General features: G+C 65.6%; 18 protein-coding genes. 8 read left to right on the top strand and 10 right to left on the bottom strand.

The features are described 5' to 3' along the window. Positions 1-28: 28 nt before the first annotated feature. Positions 29-685, bottom strand: coding sequence for a fructose-6-phosphate aldolase (fsa, locus tag ACH2CY_RS16100; protein WP_395020326.1), 657 nt, complete (start codon positions 683-685; stop codon positions 29-31). A 144-nt stretch (positions 686-829) separates the two neighbouring features. On the opposite strand from fsa, the gene ACH2CY_RS16105 reads away from it, so the two are divergent. Beyond that, a complete protein-coding gene (locus ACH2CY_RS16105) occupies positions 830-2,980 on the top strand; it encodes a primosomal protein N' (protein ID WP_395020327.1) in 2,151 nt (716 codons plus the stop codon). A gap of 322 nt (positions 2,981-3,302) precedes the next feature. On the opposite strand, the gene ACH2CY_RS16110 is transcribed toward ACH2CY_RS16105, so the two are convergent. Further along, on the bottom strand, positions 3,303-3,491 hold the full coding sequence (locus ACH2CY_RS16110; RefSeq protein WP_395020328.1) for a hypothetical protein: 189 nt from the start codon (positions 3,489-3,491) through the stop codon (positions 3,303-3,305). A gap of 435 nt (positions 3,492-3,926) precedes the next feature. Here ACH2CY_RS16110 and ACH2CY_RS16115 point away from each other — a divergent pair, with 435 nt between their 5' ends. The 6 genes from ACH2CY_RS16115 to ACH2CY_RS16140 all read left to right on the top strand — a co-directional run bounded on the left by ACH2CY_RS16115 (position 3,927) and on the right by ACH2CY_RS16140 (position 9,757). After that, positions 3,927-4,487 (top strand): F0F1 ATP synthase subunit delta, encoded by a 561-nt coding sequence (locus ACH2CY_RS16115; protein ID WP_395020329.1) that lies wholly within the window; start codon positions 3,927-3,929, stop codon positions 4,485-4,487. Next, positions 4,487-6,016, top strand: a complete 1,530-nt coding sequence (gene atpA / locus ACH2CY_RS16120; RefSeq protein WP_395020330.1) for a F0F1 ATP synthase subunit alpha — start codon at positions 4,487-4,489, stop codon at positions 6,014-6,016. The genes ACH2CY_RS16115 and atpA overlap by 1 nt, the downstream gene beginning before the upstream one ends. A 33-nt stretch (positions 6,017-6,049) precedes the next feature. Then, positions 6,050-6,931: a F0F1 ATP synthase subunit gamma gene (locus ACH2CY_RS16125; protein ID WP_395020331.1), complete on the top strand. Its 882-nt coding sequence runs from the start codon at positions 6,050-6,052 to the stop codon at positions 6,929-6,931. Positions 6,932-6,946: 15 nt separating this feature from the next. Continuing rightward, a complete protein-coding gene (gene atpD / locus ACH2CY_RS16130) occupies positions 6,947-8,365 on the top strand; it encodes a F0F1 ATP synthase subunit beta (protein WP_395020332.1) in 1,419 nt (472 codons plus the stop codon). 5 nt (positions 8,366-8,370) lie between these two features. Then, complete coding sequence (locus tag ACH2CY_RS16135; protein WP_395020333.1) at positions 8,371-8,787, top strand: F0F1 ATP synthase subunit epsilon; 417 nt, start codon at positions 8,371-8,373, stop codon at positions 8,785-8,787. A gap of 157 nt (positions 8,788-8,944) precedes the next feature. Then, positions 8,945-9,757: a ferritin family protein gene (locus ACH2CY_RS16140; RefSeq protein ID WP_395020334.1), complete on the top strand. Its 813-nt coding sequence runs from the start codon at positions 8,945-8,947 to the stop codon at positions 9,755-9,757. 3 nt (positions 9,758-9,760) lie between these two features. Here ACH2CY_RS16140 and ACH2CY_RS16145 read toward each other — a convergent pair whose 3' ends face one another. The 3 genes from ACH2CY_RS16145 to ACH2CY_RS16155 form a co-directional block, all read right to left on the bottom strand. Next, complete coding sequence (locus ACH2CY_RS16145) at positions 9,761-10,492, bottom strand: DUF599 domain-containing protein (RefSeq protein ID WP_395020335.1); 732 nt, start codon at positions 10,490-10,492, stop codon at positions 9,761-9,763. A gap of 10 nt (positions 10,493-10,502) precedes the next feature. Beyond that, complete coding sequence (locus ACH2CY_RS16150; RefSeq protein ID WP_395020336.1) at positions 10,503-10,865, bottom strand: PilZ domain-containing protein; 363 nt, start codon at positions 10,863-10,865, stop codon at positions 10,503-10,505. A 115-nt stretch (positions 10,866-10,980) separates the two neighbouring features. Further along, positions 10,981-12,744, bottom strand: a complete 1,764-nt coding sequence (locus ACH2CY_RS16155; RefSeq protein ID WP_395020337.1) for an ArnT family glycosyltransferase — start codon at positions 12,742-12,744, stop codon at positions 10,981-10,983. A gap of 103 nt (positions 12,745-12,847) precedes the next feature. Here ACH2CY_RS16155 and ACH2CY_RS16160 point away from each other — a divergent pair, with 103 nt between their 5' ends. Continuing rightward, the gene (locus ACH2CY_RS16160) at positions 12,848-14,308 is read left to right on the top strand and encodes a leucyl aminopeptidase family protein (protein WP_395020338.1); all 1,461 of its coding nucleotides are present in this window, start codon (positions 12,848-12,850) and stop codon (positions 14,306-14,308) included. Here the strand turns inward: ACH2CY_RS16160 and ACH2CY_RS16165 are convergent. Genes ACH2CY_RS16165 through ACH2CY_RS16185 form a run of 5 tightly spaced genes read right to left on the bottom strand, consistent with a single transcriptional unit; the run spans position 14,305 to position 19,377 of the window. Beyond that, positions 14,305-14,610, bottom strand: a complete 306-nt coding sequence (locus ACH2CY_RS16165; protein ID WP_395020339.1) for a hypothetical protein — start codon at positions 14,608-14,610, stop codon at positions 14,305-14,307. The two genes, ACH2CY_RS16160 and ACH2CY_RS16165, sit on opposite strands and share 4 nt — an antisense overlap. 48 nt (positions 14,611-14,658) lie before the next feature. Then, positions 14,659-15,594, bottom strand: coding sequence for a 2-hydroxyacid dehydrogenase (locus ACH2CY_RS16170; RefSeq protein ID WP_395020340.1), 936 nt, complete (start codon positions 15,592-15,594; stop codon positions 14,659-14,661). Beyond that, on the bottom strand, positions 15,591-17,204 hold the full coding sequence (locus ACH2CY_RS16175) for an ABC transporter ATP-binding protein (protein ID WP_395020341.1): 1,614 nt from the start codon (positions 17,202-17,204) through the stop codon (positions 15,591-15,593). Before ACH2CY_RS16175 ends, ACH2CY_RS16170 begins: the two co-directional genes overlap by 4 nt. Then, entirely contained in the window at positions 17,201-18,271 is a 1,071-nt protein-coding gene (locus tag ACH2CY_RS16180) for an ABC transporter permease (protein ID WP_395020342.1), read from the bottom strand. Before ACH2CY_RS16180 ends, ACH2CY_RS16175 begins: the two co-directional genes overlap by 4 nt. Then, positions 18,268-19,377, bottom strand: coding sequence for a microcin C ABC transporter permease YejB (locus ACH2CY_RS16185; RefSeq protein WP_395020343.1), 1,110 nt, complete (start codon positions 19,375-19,377; stop codon positions 18,268-18,270). The genes ACH2CY_RS16180 and ACH2CY_RS16185 overlap by 4 nt, the downstream gene beginning before the upstream one ends. Positions 19,378-19,402: the final 25 nt, after the last annotated feature.

The following is a 19,402-nucleotide window of genomic DNA, read 5'->3' on the forward strand; positions in this document are numbered from 1 at the left end:
GATCGCTTCGCCACTATAAGAACCGCCCCTACAAAATGGACTGGCCGGTCTTGGCCCAATCCGCGAGGAAGGCGGCCAGGCCCTTGTCGGTCAGCGGGTGATTGAACAGCTGGCGGAGCACGGCGGGCGGCAGGGTCGCGACATGGGCGCCCATCTTCGCGCTCTCGATGATGTGGATCGGGTGGCGCACCGAGGCGACCAGCACCTCGGTGTTCAAGTTGTCGTAGGCGTTGTAGATCTGGACGATGTCCGAGATCAGCAGCAGGCCTTCCTGGCCGATGTCGTCGAGGCGGCCGACGAAGGGCGAGATGAAAGTGGCGCCCGCTTTCGCGGCGAGCAAAGCCTGCGCCGCCGAGAAGCACAGGGTGACGTTCACCTTGGTGCCGTTGTCGGAGAGCGCCTTGCAGGTCTTCAACCCATCGACGGTGAGCGGCACCTTCACGCAGACATTCTTCGCGATCTTCGCCAGCTTCTGGCCTTCCTGAAGCATGGTCTTGTGATCGGTCGCGGTCACTTCGGCGCTGACCGGCCCTTCGACCACTTCGCAGATCTGCTTGATCACATCGAGGAACTTGCCGCCCGACTTCGCGACCAGCGAAGGATTGGTGGTGACGCCGTCCACCAGACCGGTGGCGGCGAGGTCCTTGATCTCGTTGATGTCGGCGGTGTCGATGAAGAACTTCATCCGTCTGCTATCCGTGCGTGAGAACTCGAGGTCTGCCCCTTCGCCGCGGCGGCTTTGCAGTCTCGCTTGCCGGGGGGCGCGAATCGGGAAAGATTCTAGACGATGGATTCCGAAACCGCCAGTTCGTTGCCGCGAGAAATCAGAATGTCGAGACGCGTGAGCGTCCTGATACCGCTGGCCTTGTTCACGGCCTATGACTACGCCATTCCGGACGGTCTCTCGCTGGCGCCGGGCGACTTCGTCGCGGTGCCGCTCGGCCGCCGCACGGTGATGGGTGTCGTCTGGGGCGCGGGCGACGACAGCGTGCCGCCGGAGAAGCTGCGCGCGGTCGAAGCGCGGCTCGAGATTCCCGCGATGCCAGAGGTTTCGCGGCGTTTCATCGACTGGGTCGCGAACTACTGCATGGCGCCGATCGGCTCGGTGCTGCGCATGGCGATGAGCGTACCCGAAGCGCTAGAGCCTGAGAAGCCGATCAAGGCTTGGCAAATTGGCAATCCGGATTCGGGGAAAATGACAGCGGCGCGGCAGCGCGTGCTCGACGTCCTGCGGGATGGGCCGCCGCTGACCTCAGGCGATCTTGCGCGCGCCGCGAGTTCTTCTCCGGGCGTTGTTGCCGAAATGGCACGGTTGGGCATGCTTCAGGCCGTCGCCTTGCCGGCGCGTCGCCCTTTCGGACGGCCCGACGCCGATCGAGCCGGCCCCGCGCTCTCCAAGGCGCAGCAGGATGCGGTCGACGCGCTGCGTCCGCAGACGCCGGGTGTGACGCTGCTGCACGGTGTGACCGGATCGGGAAAGACCGAAGTCTATTTCGAGGCGATCGCGGCCTGTCTTCGCGCCGGTCGGCAGGCGCTGGTGCTGCTGCCGGAGATCGCATTGAGTGCGCAATGGCTCAGCCGTTTCGAGGACCGCTTCGGCACTGCGCCCGCGCAATGGCATTCCGAGCTCACGCAAGTCGAGCGGCGCGTCACCTGGCGCGCCGTGCTCGACGGCGAGGCCAAGGTCGTGGTCGGTGCGCGCTCCGCGCTGTTTCTTCCCTATGACAATCTCGGCCTGATCGTCGTCGATGAGGAACATGAATCCGCCTTCAAGCAGGAGGACGGCGTCATCTACCAGGCGCGCGACATGGCGGTGGTGCGCGGGCATCTGGCGAAGATCCCGGTGGTGCTCGCCTCGGCGACGCCGTCGCTGGAATCAACCGTCAATGCCGAGCAGGGCCGCTATCGATTCCTGGAACTGCCGGACCGGCACGGCGACGCCGAATTGCCCGAGGTGACTCTGATCGATCTCCGCCGCGACAAGCCGGAGCGGCAGCAATGGCTCTCGCCAAGCCTGATCCGCGCGGTCAACGAAACGCTCGCCGACCACGGTCAGGCGATCCTGTTCCTCAATCGCCGCGGCTACGCCCCTCTGACCCTGTGTCGCGATTGCGGGCATCGGATGCAATGTCCCAACTGCACGACTTGGCTGGTCGAGCATCGCTATTCGCAGCGGCTGCAATGCCATCACTGCGGCTACCAGATCCAGATGCCGAAAGCCTGCCCGGCCTGCCAGCATGAAGGCACCTTCGCCGCCTGCGGGCCCGGGGTAGAGCGGCTGGCGGAGGAGGCGGCGACGCTCTTCCCCAACGCGCGGCGGCTGATCCTTACCAGCGACACGGTGGGCGGGCCGAAGAAGGCGACCGAGCTCATCCGCATGGTGACCGAGCGCGAGGTCGATCTCATCATCGGCACCCAGATCATCGCCAAGGGGCACCACTTTCCGCATCTGACGCTCGTGGGCGTGGTCGATGCCGATCTCGGCCTCTCAGGCGGCGACCTCCGGGCGGCGGAGCGCACCTATCAGCTCCTGCACCAAGTGGCGGGCCGCGCCGGTCGGGCGGAGCGGGCGGGAAAGGTGCTGGTCCAGACCTATGATCCCGGCCGCCCGGTCATGCAGGCGCTCAAAGACCACGACCAGGCCGCCTTCCTGAAGATCGAGGAGGAGGACCGCCGCATCGCCGGCATGCCACCCTTCGGCCGGCTCGCCGCTCTTATTGTCTCGGGCAGTAATGACGCCGCGGTCGAGACCCAGGTGCGCGCGATGGCGGCACATGCGCCCAGGGTAGAGGGCGTTTCGGTGCTCGGCCCGGCCCCCGCGCCGCTCGCAATGTTGCGGGGGCGACACCGGCGCCGCTTCCTCATCAAATGCCGCCGCGACGTGGCGCCGCAGGGCTTTATCCGGCAGTGGTTGCGGGGCCTGAAATGGCCCGGCGACCTCAGACTTCAGATCGACATCGACCCTTATAGCTTTTTGTGAGGACCGCTCGCGGCTAGCCGGCGTTTCCGCGTTTCTGTCCCGGGCCAAAAACGAGTTCGACGATGACGCTCCCGTCTGACTGAACCGTAAACCTCACGGCATAGCGATGGATGATTGCCAACCGAGAGCCGGGTTGATCTGGGTCGACGGGATGCCGTGACGCGCTCATTGCCAGACCCGCGATGCCTTGGTGAATATCTCTAAAGTTGCGGTGCGCGACGACGCCGGAGCCTGGTTGCGTCAACCATTCCACCACGTCGCTCAGGTCATCAAGCGCGCGGCGGCCGTCAGTACGACGGGCTTCGACATGAGACTGGCTAAACTAGAGTTTGCGCGCCTTCGGCTTCGGTCGCTCGATCCCGTCGACTTTGTCGTGGAGCCAAGCAAAAGCCTCATCGAGCGGGATGCCGATGCCGGCCTTGGCGTCGCGCTTTGCTTCCGCGTCCCGGCGGGTATCTTCCACCGGCGTGAGGGCAGGCATCTGTTGGGTGCGTTGCTTGAGATTTGCCATAGATTCTCTCAGGTTAGGCTTTCGACTATACCACCGGCGCTTTCACGGCAAAACAACTCTCCCCAAGAGAAATGGGTTGCCGGGTGAGTGAATCACGCTGTTTCCGGGATGCCGGCAGCCGATCGTCAACGGCACCCGCGACGTGGCGCCGCAGGGCTTCATTCGGCAGTGGTTGCGCGGCCCGAAATGGGGAGATGATCTGCGAGTTCAGATCGACATCGACCCCTATAGTTTCTTATAGAAATCAGATTCTTAAGTCCCCTGCCGCAGTGCGTTAAAACTTGCTTACCACGCGGTTGATTAGCCCCAATCCATATGTTACACACCGCGCGCCTGACGCGGGGAGCCTCGCGCCAGGGGGTGAAAATGCGGCCGCGGTAACTCACCGATAAGGCCGCTCCAGACAACGACTTTTTGACCGGGAACGGGGGCAACTTGGCGGCCCAGACATCAGAACAAGGCGGGCTGGCGACGCGGTATGCCGCGGCGCTGTTCGAATTGGCGGATTCCAAGAAGGCGCTCGACGCCGTCGCCGCCGACCTCACGTCGCTCCAGAAGATGGTCGCGGATTCCGACGATCTCCGTCGCCTGATGAACTCCCCGGTCCTCGGCCGCGCCGAGCAGACCAAGGCGATCGGCGCCGTGACCAAGGCCGCTGGTTTCAACGACCTCACCCAGAAATTCACCGGCCTGGTGGCGCAGAATCGCCGCCTGTTCACGCTCAGCGCGATGATCAAGGCCTTCCTGAAGCTGCTGGCCGACCGCCGCGGCGAGATGTCGGCGGAAGTCACCGCCGCGCGTCCGCTGACGGCTGACCAACAAGCGGCTGTCGCCGAGGCGATCAAGCGCGCCGTCGGCTCCAAGGTTTCGATCGACGTCAAGGTCGATCCCAGCTTGCTCGGCGGGCTCGTCGTTCGGGTCGGCAGCCGCATGATTGATTCTTCGCTCAAGACGAAGCTGCAGAAGCTGCAGCTTGCCATGAAAGGGGTTGCCTAATGGAAATCCGCGCCGCCGAAATCTCTGCGATCCTCAAGCAGCAGATCGAGAATTTCGGCAACGAAGCCGATGTCACCGAAGTGGGCCAGGTGCTCTCGGTCGGCGACGGCGTCGCCCGCGTGCATGGCCTGGACAAGGTCCAGGCCGGTGAGATGGTCGAGTTCCCCGGCGGCATCCGCGGCATGGCGCTCAACCTCGAGAGCGACAATGTCGGCGTCGTGATCTTCGGCGACGACCGCACCATCAAGGAAGGCGACACGGTGAAGCGCACCGGCGCCATCGTGGACGTGCCGGTCGGCAAGGGCCTCTTGGGCCGCGTGGTCGACGGCCTCGGCAACCCGATCGACGGCAAGGGCCCGATCCAGGGCGCCGAGCGCAAGCGCGTCGAAGTGAAGGCCCCCGGCATCATCCCGAGAAAGTCGGTGCATGAGCCGATGCAGACCGGCCTGAAGGCGATCGACAGCCTGGTTCCGGTCGGCCGCGGCCAGCGCGAGCTGATCATCGGCGATCGCCAGACCGGCAAGACCGCCGTCATCATCGACACCATCCTGAACCAGAAGGCGATCAACGCCTCCGGCGACGAGTCGAAGAAGCTCTATTGCATCTACGTCGCGGTCGGCCAGAAGCGCTCGACCGTCGCGCAGATCGTGAAGACCCTGGAAGACCAGGGCGCCATGGAATATTCGGTGGTGGTCGCCGCGACCGCCTCCGAGCCGGCGCCGCTGCAGTTCCTGGCGCCCTACACCGGCTGCACCATCGGCGAGTTCTTCCGCGACAACGGCATGCATGCCGTCATCTTCTACGATGATCTCTCCAAGCAGGCCGTCGCCTATCGCCAGATGTCGCTGCTGCTGCGCCGTCCTCCCGGACGCGAAGCCTATCCGGGCGACGTCTTCTACCTCCACAGCCGCCTGCTCGAGCGCGCGGCGAAGATGAACGACAAGAACGGCAACGGCTCGCTGACCGCGCTCCCGGTCATCGAAACCCAGGCCGGCGACGTCTCGGCCTACATCCCGACCAACGTCATCTCGATCACCGACGGCCAGATCTTCCTCGAGACCGGCCTGTTCTACCGCGGCATCCGTCCGGCCATTAACGTCGGTCTCTCGGTCAGCCGCGTCGGCTCGGCCGCGCAGATCAAGGCGATGAAGCAGGTTGCGGGCCGCATCAAATTGGAACTGGCTCAGTATCGCGAAATGGCGGCCTTCGCGCAGTTCGCTTCGGACCTCGACGCCTCGACCCAGAAGCTGCTGGCGCGCGGTGCGCGCCTGACCGAGCTGCTGAAGCAGGGCCAGTATCAGCCGATGCCGGTCGAGGAGCAGGTGGTCTCGATCTTCGCCGGCGTCCGCGGCTTCCTCGACACCGTCGCGGTCAACGACGTCAACCGCTTCGAGGCGGCGGCGCTGGAAGAGATCCGCGCCAAGCACGGCGACATTCTGAAGTCGATCCGCGAGGAGCGCGAAATCTCCAAGGCGACCGAGGACAAGCTGACGGCTTTCTACACTGCGTTCTCGAAGACCTTCGCCTGATCCACGAGAGACGGCGAAAGGAAAGGGTGAGGGATGCCCAGCCTTAAGGACCTCAAGGTCCGCATCAACTCGACGAAGAGCACGCAGAAGATCACTTCGGCGATGAAGATGGTCTCCGCGGCCAAGCTGCGCCGGGCCCAGGAGCAGGCCGAGGCGGCCCGCCCCTATGCCGAGCGCATGAACCGCGTGCTCGGCCGTCTGGCGGCCGCCGCCGCCGGCAAGGACGGGGCGCCCGCTTTGCTCGCCGGCAACGGCCGGGACCAGACTCACCTGATCGTGGTGATGACTTCCGACCGCGGCCTCTGCGGCGGCTTCAACTCCTCGATCTCGCGCGGCGCGCGCAAGCTCGCCCGCGATTTGAAGACCCAGGGCAAGACGGTCAAGATCTTCTGCATCGGCCGCAAGGGCCGCGACCAGCTGAAGCGCGAGTTCGGCGCCGACATCATCGGCACCGTCGAGGACGTGGGCAAGCCGCGCCTCACTTTCGCCGCCGCCGAGGCGATCGCGACCAAGATCCTGCACATGTTCGAGCATGGCGAGTTCGACGTCTGCGAGCTGGTCTACAACCAGTTCAAGTCGGCGATGACCCAAATCGTCACCATCCAGCAGCTGATTCCGTTCGCGCCCGCCGCGGCCAACGAGAACGAGCCGGGTGGCAGTGCCTATTACGAGTACGAGCCGGACGAGCTCGAGATCCTCTCGGCGCTGCTGCCGAAGAATCTCGGCATGCAGGTGTTCCGCGCGCTGCTCGAGAACGCCGCATCGGAGCAGGGCGCGCGCATGACCGCGATGGACAGCGCCACCCGCAACGCCGGCGACATGATCAACAAGCTCACCATCACCTACAACCGCTCGCGCCAGGCCGCCATCACCAAGGAGCTGATTGAAATCATCTCCGGCGCCGAAGCCCTGTAAGGAAGGACGTAACTCATGGCTCAGAATCGTGTCGGCAAGGTCACCCAGGTGTTGGGCGCCGTGGTCGACGTTCAGTTCGACGGCGACCTGCCGGCGATCTTGAACGCGCTGCATGTCGATAACCAGGGCAAGAAGCTGGTCCTGGAAGTGGCGCAGCATTTGGGCGAGAACACCGTCCGCACCATCGCCATGGACACCACCGACGGCATGGTCCGCGGCCAGGAAGCCGTGGACACCGGCGCTGCCATCACCGTGCCGGTCGGCCCGGAGACCCTGGGGCGCATCATCAACGTGATCGGCGAGCCGGTCGATGAGCGCGGCCCGGTCGTCGCCAAGAAGAGCTACGAGATCCACCGCCCGGCTCCCGAGTTCGTCGATCAGGCGACCGAGCCGCAGGTCCTCGTCACCGGCATCAAGGTCGTCGATCTGCTGACCCCGTATCCGAAGGGCGGCAAGATCGGCCTGTTCGGTGGCGCCGGCGTCGGCAAGACCGTGACCATCATGGAGCTGATCAACAACGTCGCGAAGGCCCACGGCGGCGTCTCGGTGTTCGCCGGCGTCGGCGAGCGCACCCGCGAAGGCAACGACCTCTATCACGAAATGATGGAGTCGAAGGTCATCAACCTCGACGGCGAGTCCAAGGTCGCGCTGGTGTACGGCCAGATGAACGAGCCGCCGGGAGCCCGCGCCCGCGTGGCGCTCACCGGCCTCACCCAGGCCGAGTACTTCCGCGACGAAGAAGGCCAGGACGTCCTGTTCTTCATCGACAACATCTTCCGTTTCACCCAGGCGGGCTCGGAAGTGTCGGCGCTCTTGGGCCGTATTCCTTCGGCGGTGGGTTATCAGCCGACCCTCGCGACCGACATGGGCGCGCTGCAGGAGCGCATCACCACGACCAAGAAGGGCTCGATCACCTCGGTGCAGGCCATCTACGTGCCCGCCGACGACTTGACCGATCCCGCGCCGGCGACCTCGTTCTCGCATTTGGACGCGACGACGGTGTTGTCGCGTCAGATCGCCGAGCTCGGCATCTTCCCGGCGGTCGATCCGCTCGACTCCACCTCGCGCATCCTGGATCCGCGCGTGGTCGGTGAAGAGCATTACCAGGTCGCCCGCGACGTGCAGCGCGTGCTGCAGAGCTACAAGTCGCTGCAGGACATCATCGCCATTCTGGGCATGGACGAGCTCTCGGAAGAGGACAAGCTCACCGTGGCCCGTGCGCGCAAGATCCAGCGCTTCCTGTCGCAGCCGTTCCACGTCGCCGAAGTCTTCACCGGCACGCCGGGCGCGCTCGTCTCCCTCGCCGACACCATCAAGGGCTTCAAGGGCATCGTCGCCGGCCAGTACGACGACCTGCCGGAATCGGCCTTCTACATGGTGGGCACCATCGAGGAAGCGATCGCCAAGGCCGAGAAGATGGCTGAGGCGGCCTAACGCGCATGGCCGGGCAACTGCAGTTCGATCTCGTTTCGCCGGAGCGCCTGCTGCTCTCCGAGCCGGTCGATCAGGTGATCGTCCCCGGTATCGAGGGTGACTTCGCCGCCCTGCCGGAGCACATGAACCTGATCTCGCTGATCCGGCCGGGCGTGCTCTACGTCTACAAGGGCGGGTCCGCACCCGAGCGGATCTTCGTCGGCGGCGGTTTCGCCGAGGTGACCGCGACGGGCTGCACCGTGCTCGCCGAGCAGGCGGAGCCGGTCGGCGAGATCGACCGCGCCGCGGCCGAGCGGGCGATCGCCGATGCCCGCGAGGACGTCGAGGACGCCAAGGACGAGGTCGCCAAGGCGGTCGCGCAGAACGAGCTCAAGGTCGCCGAGGCGCGTCTCGCCGCGGCGGTGGAACCGAGCAGCTATTAACGAATTAGTTCGAGTCCGCCGAAGGCCGCTTTCGGGCGGTCTTTGGCGTGGCCGGCCGTCTTGTCACAATCGGGCCAACCGGTTTAGTCTCTCGCCGGGGTTAACGGAAATTGCCCGACGAATCGGCGACTATTCGCACCGACTACGGATTCACGCGATGCCGCATTGGACGCTCGAAAGCATAGACTGGGACCGTTTCGATCCGGCCGCAGTCAATCCTGACGTGCTGAAAGCCATCAAGGCGTCCGCCATGGTCGAGGCCAACGGCGAGGATTACGGCGAGTATCTCTGCAAGGTTTTCCACGACGACCCGGAGTTCCAGGCGGTCGCCCGCGAATGGGCCTTGGAGGAGCTGCAGCACGGCCAGGCATTGGGCCGCTGGGCGCAACTCGCCGACCCCAGCTTCGACTACGCGGCCAGCTTCAAGCGCTTCACCGACGGCTACCAGATCCCGCTCGACGTCGAGAAGTCGGTGCGCGGCTCCCGCGCCGGCGAGTTGATCGCACGCTGCATCGTCGAGACCGGCACCTCGACCTATTACACCGCCCTCGCCGACGCGACCGACGAGCCGGTGCTGAAAGCCATCTGTCGCAACATCGCGGCCGACGAGTTCCGCCACTACAAGCTCTTCTACTCGCATATGAAGCGCTATCAGGCGCGTGAGAAGCTCGGCGTCTGGGGCCGGCTCAAGGTCGTGCTCGGACGCGTCTTCGAGAGCCACGACGACGAGCTCGCCTATGCCTATTACGCCGCCAACAACACCGGCGAGACCTATCGCCGGGCGGATTGCTCGCGGGCCTATGCGCGCTGCGCCTATCCGCTCTACCAGCGTCCGCATGTCGAGCGCGGCATCGCCATGGCGCTGAAGGCCTGCGGGCTCAACGCCACCGGCCGCCTCTCGCGCTGGCTGGCCAATGCCGCCTGCGGCTTCCTGCGCTATCACGCCAAGCGCCTCAACGCGGCGTCGTAAGCGCTATTTCTTTTCCAGCATATCCAGATAGGTCATCACCGCCGCCTGGCTGCGCGACTGCGTCTGGCGCTTGAACAGCACCGCAACCATCAGCGCCGTCGTGCCGATGAAGGCGTAGGGGTGGACGAACCAGGCGAGCCAGGCGACGGCGAAATAGAAGGCGCGGATCCCGCCGTTGAAGCTGGTCAAGGCCAGCGACAGCATGCGCGAGGCATGCTCGGCGAAGCGGTCGACCTCGGCTTCGGTCGGGTGCGATTCATGGCCCGGCGCCGCGCCGATCAGCGCGCAGAGGAAATTGTATTGCCGCAGCGCCCAGGTGAATTTGTAGAAGGCGATCACGAACATCCCGATCAGGCCGATGATCTTCATCTGGAAAACGAACTCGGTCGTCACCTGCGCAAAGCTCAGGCTCTCCAGCACCCGGAAGGCGCTGCCCGAACCGCCGAGGGTGCCGACCAGGCCGGCGATCACGATCATCGAGGTCGAGGCGAAGAAGGCCAGCGAGTTGACGGTGTGGCCAGTCAGGATCACGTCGATGACGCGTTCCTCGCGGCGCACCATCTGCTTCATCCACTGCTTGCGGACGCGGTGCATCGCCATGTTGAGATTGCGCGGGCTGCCGCTGAGCGGTGTCCCGGCCGACGGCAGGGTGTCGGCGAAATAGCCATAGGCATGCCAAGCGACGATCAGGAAGCCCAGGGCCACCCAGTCCGCGATCTGGAAGTCGGCGAGCATGCGAGAGGGGTCAGCGCAACCGGTTGCGGAAACGCTGGGCGAAGCTGCGCTCGAAGAAGTCGTAGATTACAGGACTCATTTCCTCGAAGCGCAAGGCGATGGTCTTGTTCTTCTGATCGACCCGGACCACCCGCGCGCTCAGTTTCAGCGCATAGTCACCGGTCGTGTCCTTGATCTTGATATCGACGTCGATCAGGTCTTCGGGCTTGTGCTGGCCCTCATAGCCCGAGACCAGCAGCCCGCCCAAGGACCAGTTCAGGGTGTTGCAGACCAACCCGTCGAGCCGGATGGTGAAGACCGGCAGGGGCAGGCGCTTGTCGCGCCGGTTCTCCCGGTTGCCGACCTTGCGGTAGCTCATGGTGAAAGACGACATCGACGGCTCTGCCTCCCGGTGGGCATCCTGGCCCGTATTCCTTAACGACATCCTATCTGAGTCGACCCCGGCTGTCTCCAAACCCTTCGGATTCGGGGTATTCAGCGGGCTTCGCTCAGAATGTCGAGGCCAGGACCGCGCCCTTGGTGTCGAGGACGGCGCTGGTCGGCCAGATCGCGACCCAGCGGTCGCGGGCGACACCGCGGTAATAGGGCAAAGCCGGCAGGTCCAGGGCACTGCCATCGAATCGGGTGACGATGGCGCCGCGCGGATGCGCCTTGGCCCAGTCCAGCGCCTCGCTCTCGGTCATCAGCACCTTGGGCGCGGCGCTGAGGCGGCCGTAGAAATCGTATTCGCCGCGATAAGGGCCGTAGACCGCGATCTCCTGCCCGGCATCCTGCAACTCGCGCATCTTCGAGCCGATCGGCTTCAAATCGAAGAAGGCGCCGAGGCTGTTCGCGAACTCGATGTTGGCGCAGGTGATCAGCAGCACCGGCATGCAGGCGACCTGCAGCGTGCGCGAGAGCTGCTGCGAGGGCGACATCTGAGCCAGGATATAGCCGCCGAAGAACAGCAGGATGCCGGAAGCGAGCCCGCTGCCGCCGAGCCAGATCGGCAGGGCCGCGCCGAAGAACTGCCGCCACAAGGCATCGAGATGCGCGGTCGGGATCATGTTCATGAGGAAGAAGAAGAGGCCGAGCATCAGCGCGATGAAGCCCGGCACCACGGCGTGGAAGTCCTTCGGCTTGATCGCCTGATTGGCCAGCAGCCGCGCGCCGACCAGCGCCAGGGGCACTCCGATCGGCAGCATGCCCTGCAGTTGAACCCCCGAGGCGATGCCGGAGACGGCCGCCGCGGCGAGGAAGATGAGGCACAGCCGGAAGCCGAAGCCGTAGCCGTCGCGGGTTTGCCTTGCGAGGGCGCGCCACAAGGTCTTCCAGACGATCCAGGGATAAAGCAGCATCGGCGTCAGGATCAGCGTCCAGGGCGCGTTGCGGGTCGCCTCGCTGTTGCTGTTGGTCCAGCCGAAGCCGAAGTTCAGCACGTCGGCCACGCCGACCGCGCGGCCCTGGGTTGCAAAGGAGAGCCAGAGGCAGGCCAGCGCGACCGCGACCGCCGTGCCGCCCAGGGCCGCGATCCGCCATTGCACGCGGCGCCAGCCGCGCGGCCGTGCTTCGGGATCGCCGAGCGCATCGCGCAGATGCGGCGCCAGCACCGCGATCGGCGGCAGCAACAGCAAGGCGGTCCAGCCGATCAAGAAAAGATCGGCGGTGACGCAGAGCGTGAACAGGACCCAGAGTGCCGCACCCCGCAACAGGCCATGGCGATTCTGCCGCAGCATGCAGATCGCCTGGAAGCCGGCGAGCTCGATCGGCAGCGCCACCACTTCCGGCGCGATCATGCTGGCGGTGATGATGAATCCGCCCAGCCCGGCCATCAGGATGCGGGAGAATATCTGTGTGGTCGCCCGGTGCGGCCAGAGCGTTCGTGCCGCGGTGCCGACCAGGAACAGCGTGGCCAGCGCGGACAGCGCCGCGAGCAGCCGCGGCCAGATCTCGGAGACGCCGAAGAGTTGCCAGCCGGCGAGGATCAACCAGTCGTGCAAGGGCGGCGTGGTGGCGGCGATCTCGCCGTTGAGCAGCGGGACGGGGCTCCCGGTCTGCAGCATGTGCCAGGCGGTGGACAGGGTCTCGAGTTCGATCGGCGCGGTCGGCGGCCGGCTCAGGAAGGCGCCGAGGATCACCACCGCCCAGATCGCGAACGGCCCGACCCGCGCCATGGTCAGCAGCAGGGGCGATGCGCCGCCGGCCTCCTCCACGGAAACCGAGGGGGCGGAAGCGGCTGGGGGCACGGGATTGCTGTCCGCGGCGGTCGCCATGGCGGCCTTCCTAGCATGTTTCCGCCCTGTGGAGGAGCTATGCCCGGCCGCGCCCCGCCGTTACAATCGCCGCCTTCCGGAACCGATACCCCACGAGGATTCCTTGCTCGATCATCTCATCCAGCGCGCCGGCAAAGCCGTGCCGGTGACGCCGCTCAGCGAGAAGCGCCTGCTCACCTGGCTCAAGGAACAGCCCGCGCAGCTGCAATCCTGGCTGAAGGCGGCCGCGTTCAAGGCCAAGCCCGGCAGCTGGTGCCTGGTGCCGGACGGGCGCGGCCAGCCGGCGCGGGTGCTGGTCGGCGTCGAGGAGGGGCTCGACCGCTGGTCGGTGGGTGTGCTGCCGGGCGCGCTGCCGCCGGGAACCTACCGTCTGGATGACAGCATTTCGGCCAGCGAGGCGACCGCCTATGCCTTCGCCTGGGCGATGGGCTGCTACCGCTTCGGCCGCTACAAGAGCGACGGCAAGGAGTTTGCGCGGCTGGTCTGGCCGAAGGCCGCCGACCGCGCCTTGGTCGAGCGCCTGGCGAGGTCGATGGCGCTGGCGCGCGATCTCATCAATACCCCGGCCGAGGACATGGGCCCGCCCGAGCTCGCCGAGGCGGCGAAGAAAGTCGCGCAGGAGTTCAAGGCGAAGTTCTCGGTCATCGTCGGCGACGATCTCCTGAAGCAGAACTTTCCGACCATCCATGCCGTCGGCCGCGCGGGACCGAAGCCGCCGCGTCTCATCGAGCTGAAATGGGGCACGACCGGGCCGAAGCTCGCCTTGGTCGGCAAGGGCGTCTGCTTCGATTCCGGCGGACTCGACTTGAAGCCCTCCAGCGGCATGCTGATGATGAAGAAGGACATGGGCGGCGCCGCCCTGATGCTGGCGCTGGCCCGCGCGATCATGGATGCGAAGCTGCCGGTGCAGCTTCACCTGCTGATCCCCGCGGTCGAGAACAGCGTCTCGGCCAATGCCTTCCGCCCCTGGGACGTGATCAAGACAAGAAAGGGCATTACCGTCGAGATCGGCAACACCGATGCCGAGGGACGCCTCATCCTCTGCGACGCGCTCAGCGAGGCGGAGAGCGGCCATCCCGATCTCATCATCGACGCAGCGACCCTGACCGGCGCGGCGCGCGTCGCACTCGGCCCGGAGCTGCCGGCCTTGTTCTCCAACGACGACGACACCGCGGCCGCGCTGCTGCGCCACGGCAAGCTGGAAGGTGATCCGCTCTGGCAGCTGCCGCTGTGGAAAGGCTACCGGCGGATGCTGGACAGCAAGGTCGCCGACATCAACAACGTCTCCGACGGCGGCTTCGCCGGCGCGGTGACGGCGGCGCTTTATCTCGCCGAGTTCGTGGCGCCCACCACCAAGTGGATGCATATCGATACTTATGGCTGGAACGGCCGCGCCCAGCCGGGCCGGCCGGAAGGCGGCGAGGCCTTGGCCTTCCGCGCGCTGCTGGCTTACGTCGCGGAATGGGCGCGCACGGCGACACCGGGCCCGAAGATCATCACCAAGAAGCCGGCGCCGAGGGTCGCGCCCCGGCGCCAGGCTCTGGCGAGATTGAGAAGGCGCTAAGCGCCGCGCCGCATGCGGCCGGAGAGGCGGCCGCGGCGGGCGGTGGCGGGTGGGCTGACCGCGACTTGCTCCAGCAGCCTGTGGAGCTTCACGATCGGCAGGGCCTCGTCCTTACCGGACAGCCGCGCGGTGTAGCGCGGCAGCAGTTCCTGCGCGGCCGCGGCCGGCGGCTGGTCGGCGCCCAGGCTCAGCAGCCAGGAGAGCAGCAGGTCCTCGGCCGGCCCGGGGAACTCGTCCTCCATCTCGAAGGCCTGTTCCAGGATCGATTTCGGGTCGAGCGGATTGGTCGCGGTCTGGGTCATGGCCGCATGAAACAAGGCGCCCGGCGCCCCGTCCAATGATTTTTGCGCCTAGTAGCCGCGCTTTCGGTCCGCGACATGCTCCAGCGCCTGCCCGGCCTCGGCCCGCTCGATCTGTTGCCGGATGGCGAGGGCCGAGCTTTCGGGATCGACGTCGGAGGCCAGATGCGGCGTCACCAGGATCTTCGGGTGTCGCCAGAAGGGATGCGGCGCCGGAAGCGGTTCCGTATGGAAGACATCGAGGCTGGCGCCGGAAAGCTGCCCGGAATCCAGCGCCGAAAGCAGGTCCGCCTCGTTGAGCTGCGCGCCGCGACCGACATTGATGAGGCCCGCCCCCGGCGCCAGATGCCAAAAGAGATCGGCGTTGAGGATGCCGCGCGTCTCCGGCGTCAGCGGCAGCAGGCAGACGAGGATCTCCAGCCCATCGAGGAAGTCTGCGATCTTCTCGCCGCCGGCGAATACCGTAACGCCCTCGATCGCCTTGGCGCTGCGGCTCCAGCCGCGCGTCGCGAAACCAAAGCCTTGCAGCTTGCGCGCCACCGCATCGCCCAGCGTGCCGAGGCCCATGACCCCGACCTTGCGGTCCCAGGGTGCCGGATAGGTCTGGTCGATCCAGCGGACCTCGCGCTGCGCCGTCGCCAGCGCGCGGAAGCCGCGATGCAGTTCCAGCACCTGCCAGAGCACATAATGCTCCATCGCCTGCGTCAAGCCCGGCTCGGCCATCTTCACGATCTGCACCTGGAGCGGGATCGTCGCATCGCCCACGAAGCGCTCGACCCCGGCGCCGAGCACGAACAGGGCCTCGAGGTCCGGCATGCGTGCATAGACGCCGGGCAGCGGCTTCCAGGTCATGCAATAGCGGATGCCGCGCAGATCGCGCTCCGGCTCGTCGCGCACCAGCACGACTTCCGGCGCTGCCTTGCGGAAGGCGCTCTCCCAGGCGGCGAAGCTGGCGCCGGTATCGGAGAGGACGAGGCTCGCGCTCATTGCCGCACCACGCCGCCTTCGGTGGTCTCGAGGTTGAGCGCCGCCCGCAGCAGCGCTTGCGTATACGCCTCGCGCGGATGCTCGAAGATCTGCGCGACCGGCCCTTGCTCCACCATATGGCCGTCTTTCAGCACGATCACCCGGTCGGCCATGGCGCGGATGACGCGCAGGTCGTGGCTGATGAAGAGATAGGCGAGGTCGTGCTTCGACTGCAGGTCGCGCAGCAGATCGACGATCTGCGCCTGCACCGACATGTCCAGCGCCGAGGTCGGCTCGTCCAGCACGATCAATTTGGGTTTCAGGATCAGCGCCCGGGCAATCGAGATGCGCTGGCGCTGGCCGCCGGAGAACTCATGCGGATAGCGATGCCGCGTTTCGGGGTCGAGGCCGACTTCCTTCAGTGCCTCGATCACCGCTTGCTCGCGCTCCGCCGGGTCCTTGGCGAGGTCATGCACCTCCAGTCCCTCGGCGACGATCTCGCCGACCGAGAGGCGCGGCGAGAGCGAGCCATAGGGATCCTGGAACACGATCTGCATGTCCTCGCGCAACGGCCGCATGTCGCCGCGGTCGAAGCCGTCGATTCGCTTTCCGTCGAAGACGATCTCGCCCTTGCTGTCGATGAGACGCAGCAGCGCCAGGCCGAGCGTGGTCTTGCCCGACCCGGATTCGCCGACCACGCCGACCGTCTCGCCCTCGCGGATCTCGACGGTCACGTCCTCGAGCGCCCGCACGTGATCGACGACGCGGCGGAACACGCCCGCCTTGATCGGAAACCAGACCCTGAGGTTCTTGACCGCGGCCAGCGTCCTGGCATCGGCCCGCGGCGGCACCCCGTCACCCTTGGGCTGCGCGGCGAGCAGCATCTGGGTATAGGGATGCTCCGGATGGGCGAACAGCGCCTCGGGCGTCTTGGCTTCGACGATCTTGCCCTTCTGCATCACTGCGACCTGATCGGCGAACTTCTTCACGATGCCGAGGTCGTGGGTGATCAGCAGGATCGCCATGCCGAGCTTGGCCTGCAGCTCGCGCAGCAGTTTGAGGATCTGCGCCTGCACCGTCACGTCGAGCGCCGTGGTAGGCTCGTCGGCGATGAGAAGATCGGGATCGTTCGCGAGCGCCATCGCGATCATCACCCGCTGCCTCTGCCCGCCGGAAAGCTCATGCGGGAAGGCGCGCAGCCGCTGCTCCGGGTTGTTGATTCCGACCAGCTTCAGGAGTTCCACGGCGCGGGCGCGGGCGACGTTGGCCGGCACCTTCTTGTGCAGCAGCATGGCTTCGGTGATCTGCCGCTCGACCCGATGCACTGGATTGAGCGAGGTCATCGGCTCCTGGAAGATCATCGAGACCCGCCCGCCGCGGATCTCACGCAGCACCGCATCCGGGGCCTCCAGCAGGTCCTGGCCGTCGAGCTTGATGCTGCCGGAAGAATGGTGCGCCAGCGGGTAGGGCAGCAGCTGCAGGACGGAAAGGGCGGTCACCGACTTGCCCGAACCGGATTCGCCGACCAAGGCCAGGGTCTCGCCCTTGTTCAGCGAGAAGCTCACGTGATCGACGGCCAGGGTTTCGCCGAAGGCGACGCTGAGGTCGGTGACTTCGAGGAGTGCGCTCACTTGAACACCTTCCGGGGATCGAAGGCGTCGCGGATCGCCTCGCCCATGAAGACCAGCAGCACCATTAAGCTTGCGATGACGACGAAACCGGTGATGCCGAGCCAGGGTGCCTGCAGGTTGTTCTTGCCCTGGCTGAGGAGCTCGCCGAGCGAGGGCGAGCCCGGCGGCAGGCCGAGCCCGAGGAAATCGAGAGCCGTCAGCACGCCGACCGATGCGCTCAAGGTGAACGGCAGCAGCGTCAGTGTCGTCACCATGGCGTTAGGCAGGATGTGCTTCACCATCACCCGCCAGTCGCTCATGCCAAGGGCCTTCGCCGCTCGCACGTATTCAAGATTCCGGACCCGGAGGAACTCGGTCCGCACCACGCCGATCGGCCAGGTCCAGCCGAAGATCAGCATGATGACGAACAATGTGATGATGCTGGGCGGAATGATCGCGGAGAGGATGATCAGGATATAGAGGGTCGGGAGGCCGCCGAAGATCTCGAGGAAGCGCTGGAACAGGAGGTCGGTCCAGCCGCCGAAATAGCCCTGCACCGCGCCCGCCAGCACCCCGATGATGGTGGTGCAGATGGTGAGGGCGAAGCCGAACAGCACCGAGATGCGGAAGCCGTAGATAACCCGCGCCAGCACGTCGCGCGCACCGTCGTCGGTGCCGAGCCAGTTGACACCGTCCGGCGCGCTGGGTGCGGGGTCAGGCAGATCGGTGATGACGGTGTCATAGCTGAACGGAATCGGCGGCCAGATCATCCAGCCGCCAGCCTCGATTTTCTGGCGCACATAGGCGCTCCGGTAGTTCGCCTCGGTCACGAAGGTCCCGCCGAAGGTGGTCTCCGGGTAGGTCTTGAAGGCGGGGAAGTAGAGTCCGCCCTGGTAGCTGACGAGAACCGGTTTGTCGTTGGCGATCACCTCGGCGAACAGGCTGAAGATCAGCAGGCCGAGAAAAATGAAACTCGAATAGTACCCGCGCTTGTTGGCGCGGAATTTCTCGATCCGCCGCCGGGTCAGCGGCTTGATCTTCATGCCGAGAAGACGATGCTCGGCGAGCGGCGGCGTCATGGTGGTCATACGTCGCGCGCCTCGAAATCGATTCGCGGGTCGATCAGCATCTTCATGACGTCGCCGATCAGCTGTAGCACCATGCCGATCAGAGTGAAGATGTAAAGCGTCGCGAAGAAGGTCTGGTAGTCCCGGTTGATCACGGCCTGGTAGCCGAGCAGACCCAGGCCGTCGAGCGAGAAGATGATCTCGATCAGCAGGACGCCGGTGAACAGGATGCCCACCAGCGCCGCCGGAATGCCCGAAATCACGATCAGCATGGCGTTGCGGAATACGTGCTTGTAGAGCACATTTCGTTCGGTCAGGCCCTTCGCCCGCGCTGTCACCACATATTGCTGGTTGATCTGGTCGAGGAAGGAGTTCTTCGTCAGCATGGTCAGGCCGGCGAAGCTGCCGACGACCATTGCGGTCAAGGGCAGCGTCATGTGCCAGAAATAATCCAGGATCTGACCATACCACGGCAGAAGATCGAAATTCGGCGAGGTTAGTCCGCGCAGCGGAAACCAGTTCCAGTATTGGCTGCCCGCGAAGATGACGATGAGCAGGATGGCGAACAGGAACTCCGGAATGGCCGCACCGGCGATGATCACCGAGCTGGTCCATACGTCGAAAGGCGTGCCGTCGCGCACCGCCTTCGCAATGCCGAGCGGTATGCAGACCAGGTATGAGATGATCGCGGTCCAGAGTCCCAGCGAGATCGAGACCGGCAGCTTTTCAATCACCGTATCGATGACGGGCCGGCCGCTGGTGTAACTGTTGCCGAAGTCGAAGCGGATGAAGCTGCTCATCATCAGGGTGAAGCGCTCGAGCGGCGGCTTGTCGAAGCCGTAAAGCTTCTCGATCCGCTTGATGGTCTGCGGATCGATGCCTTGCGCGCCGCGGTAGATCGTGGCCCCACTCTGGCCGGCGCTTTGGGTCGTCTGCGGTCGTCCCGGCGTATCGCCGCCGCCGCCCGACATCCGCTCGGTTCCCGAAACATCGCTGCCCTTGATCTTCTGGATCATCTGCTCGACCGGGCCGCCGGGGGCCGCCTGCACGATCACGAAGTTCAGCACCATGATCCCGAACAAGGTCGGGATCATCAGCAGCAGGCGTCGGACGATATAGGCGAGCATCGAGGGCTAGGCGACCGATCCGTGT

The organism is Dongia sp. (assembly GCF_041905885.1).
In the GTDB taxonomy this organism is placed as follows: domain Bacteria; phylum Pseudomonadota; class Alphaproteobacteria; order Dongiales; family Dongiaceae; genus Dongia.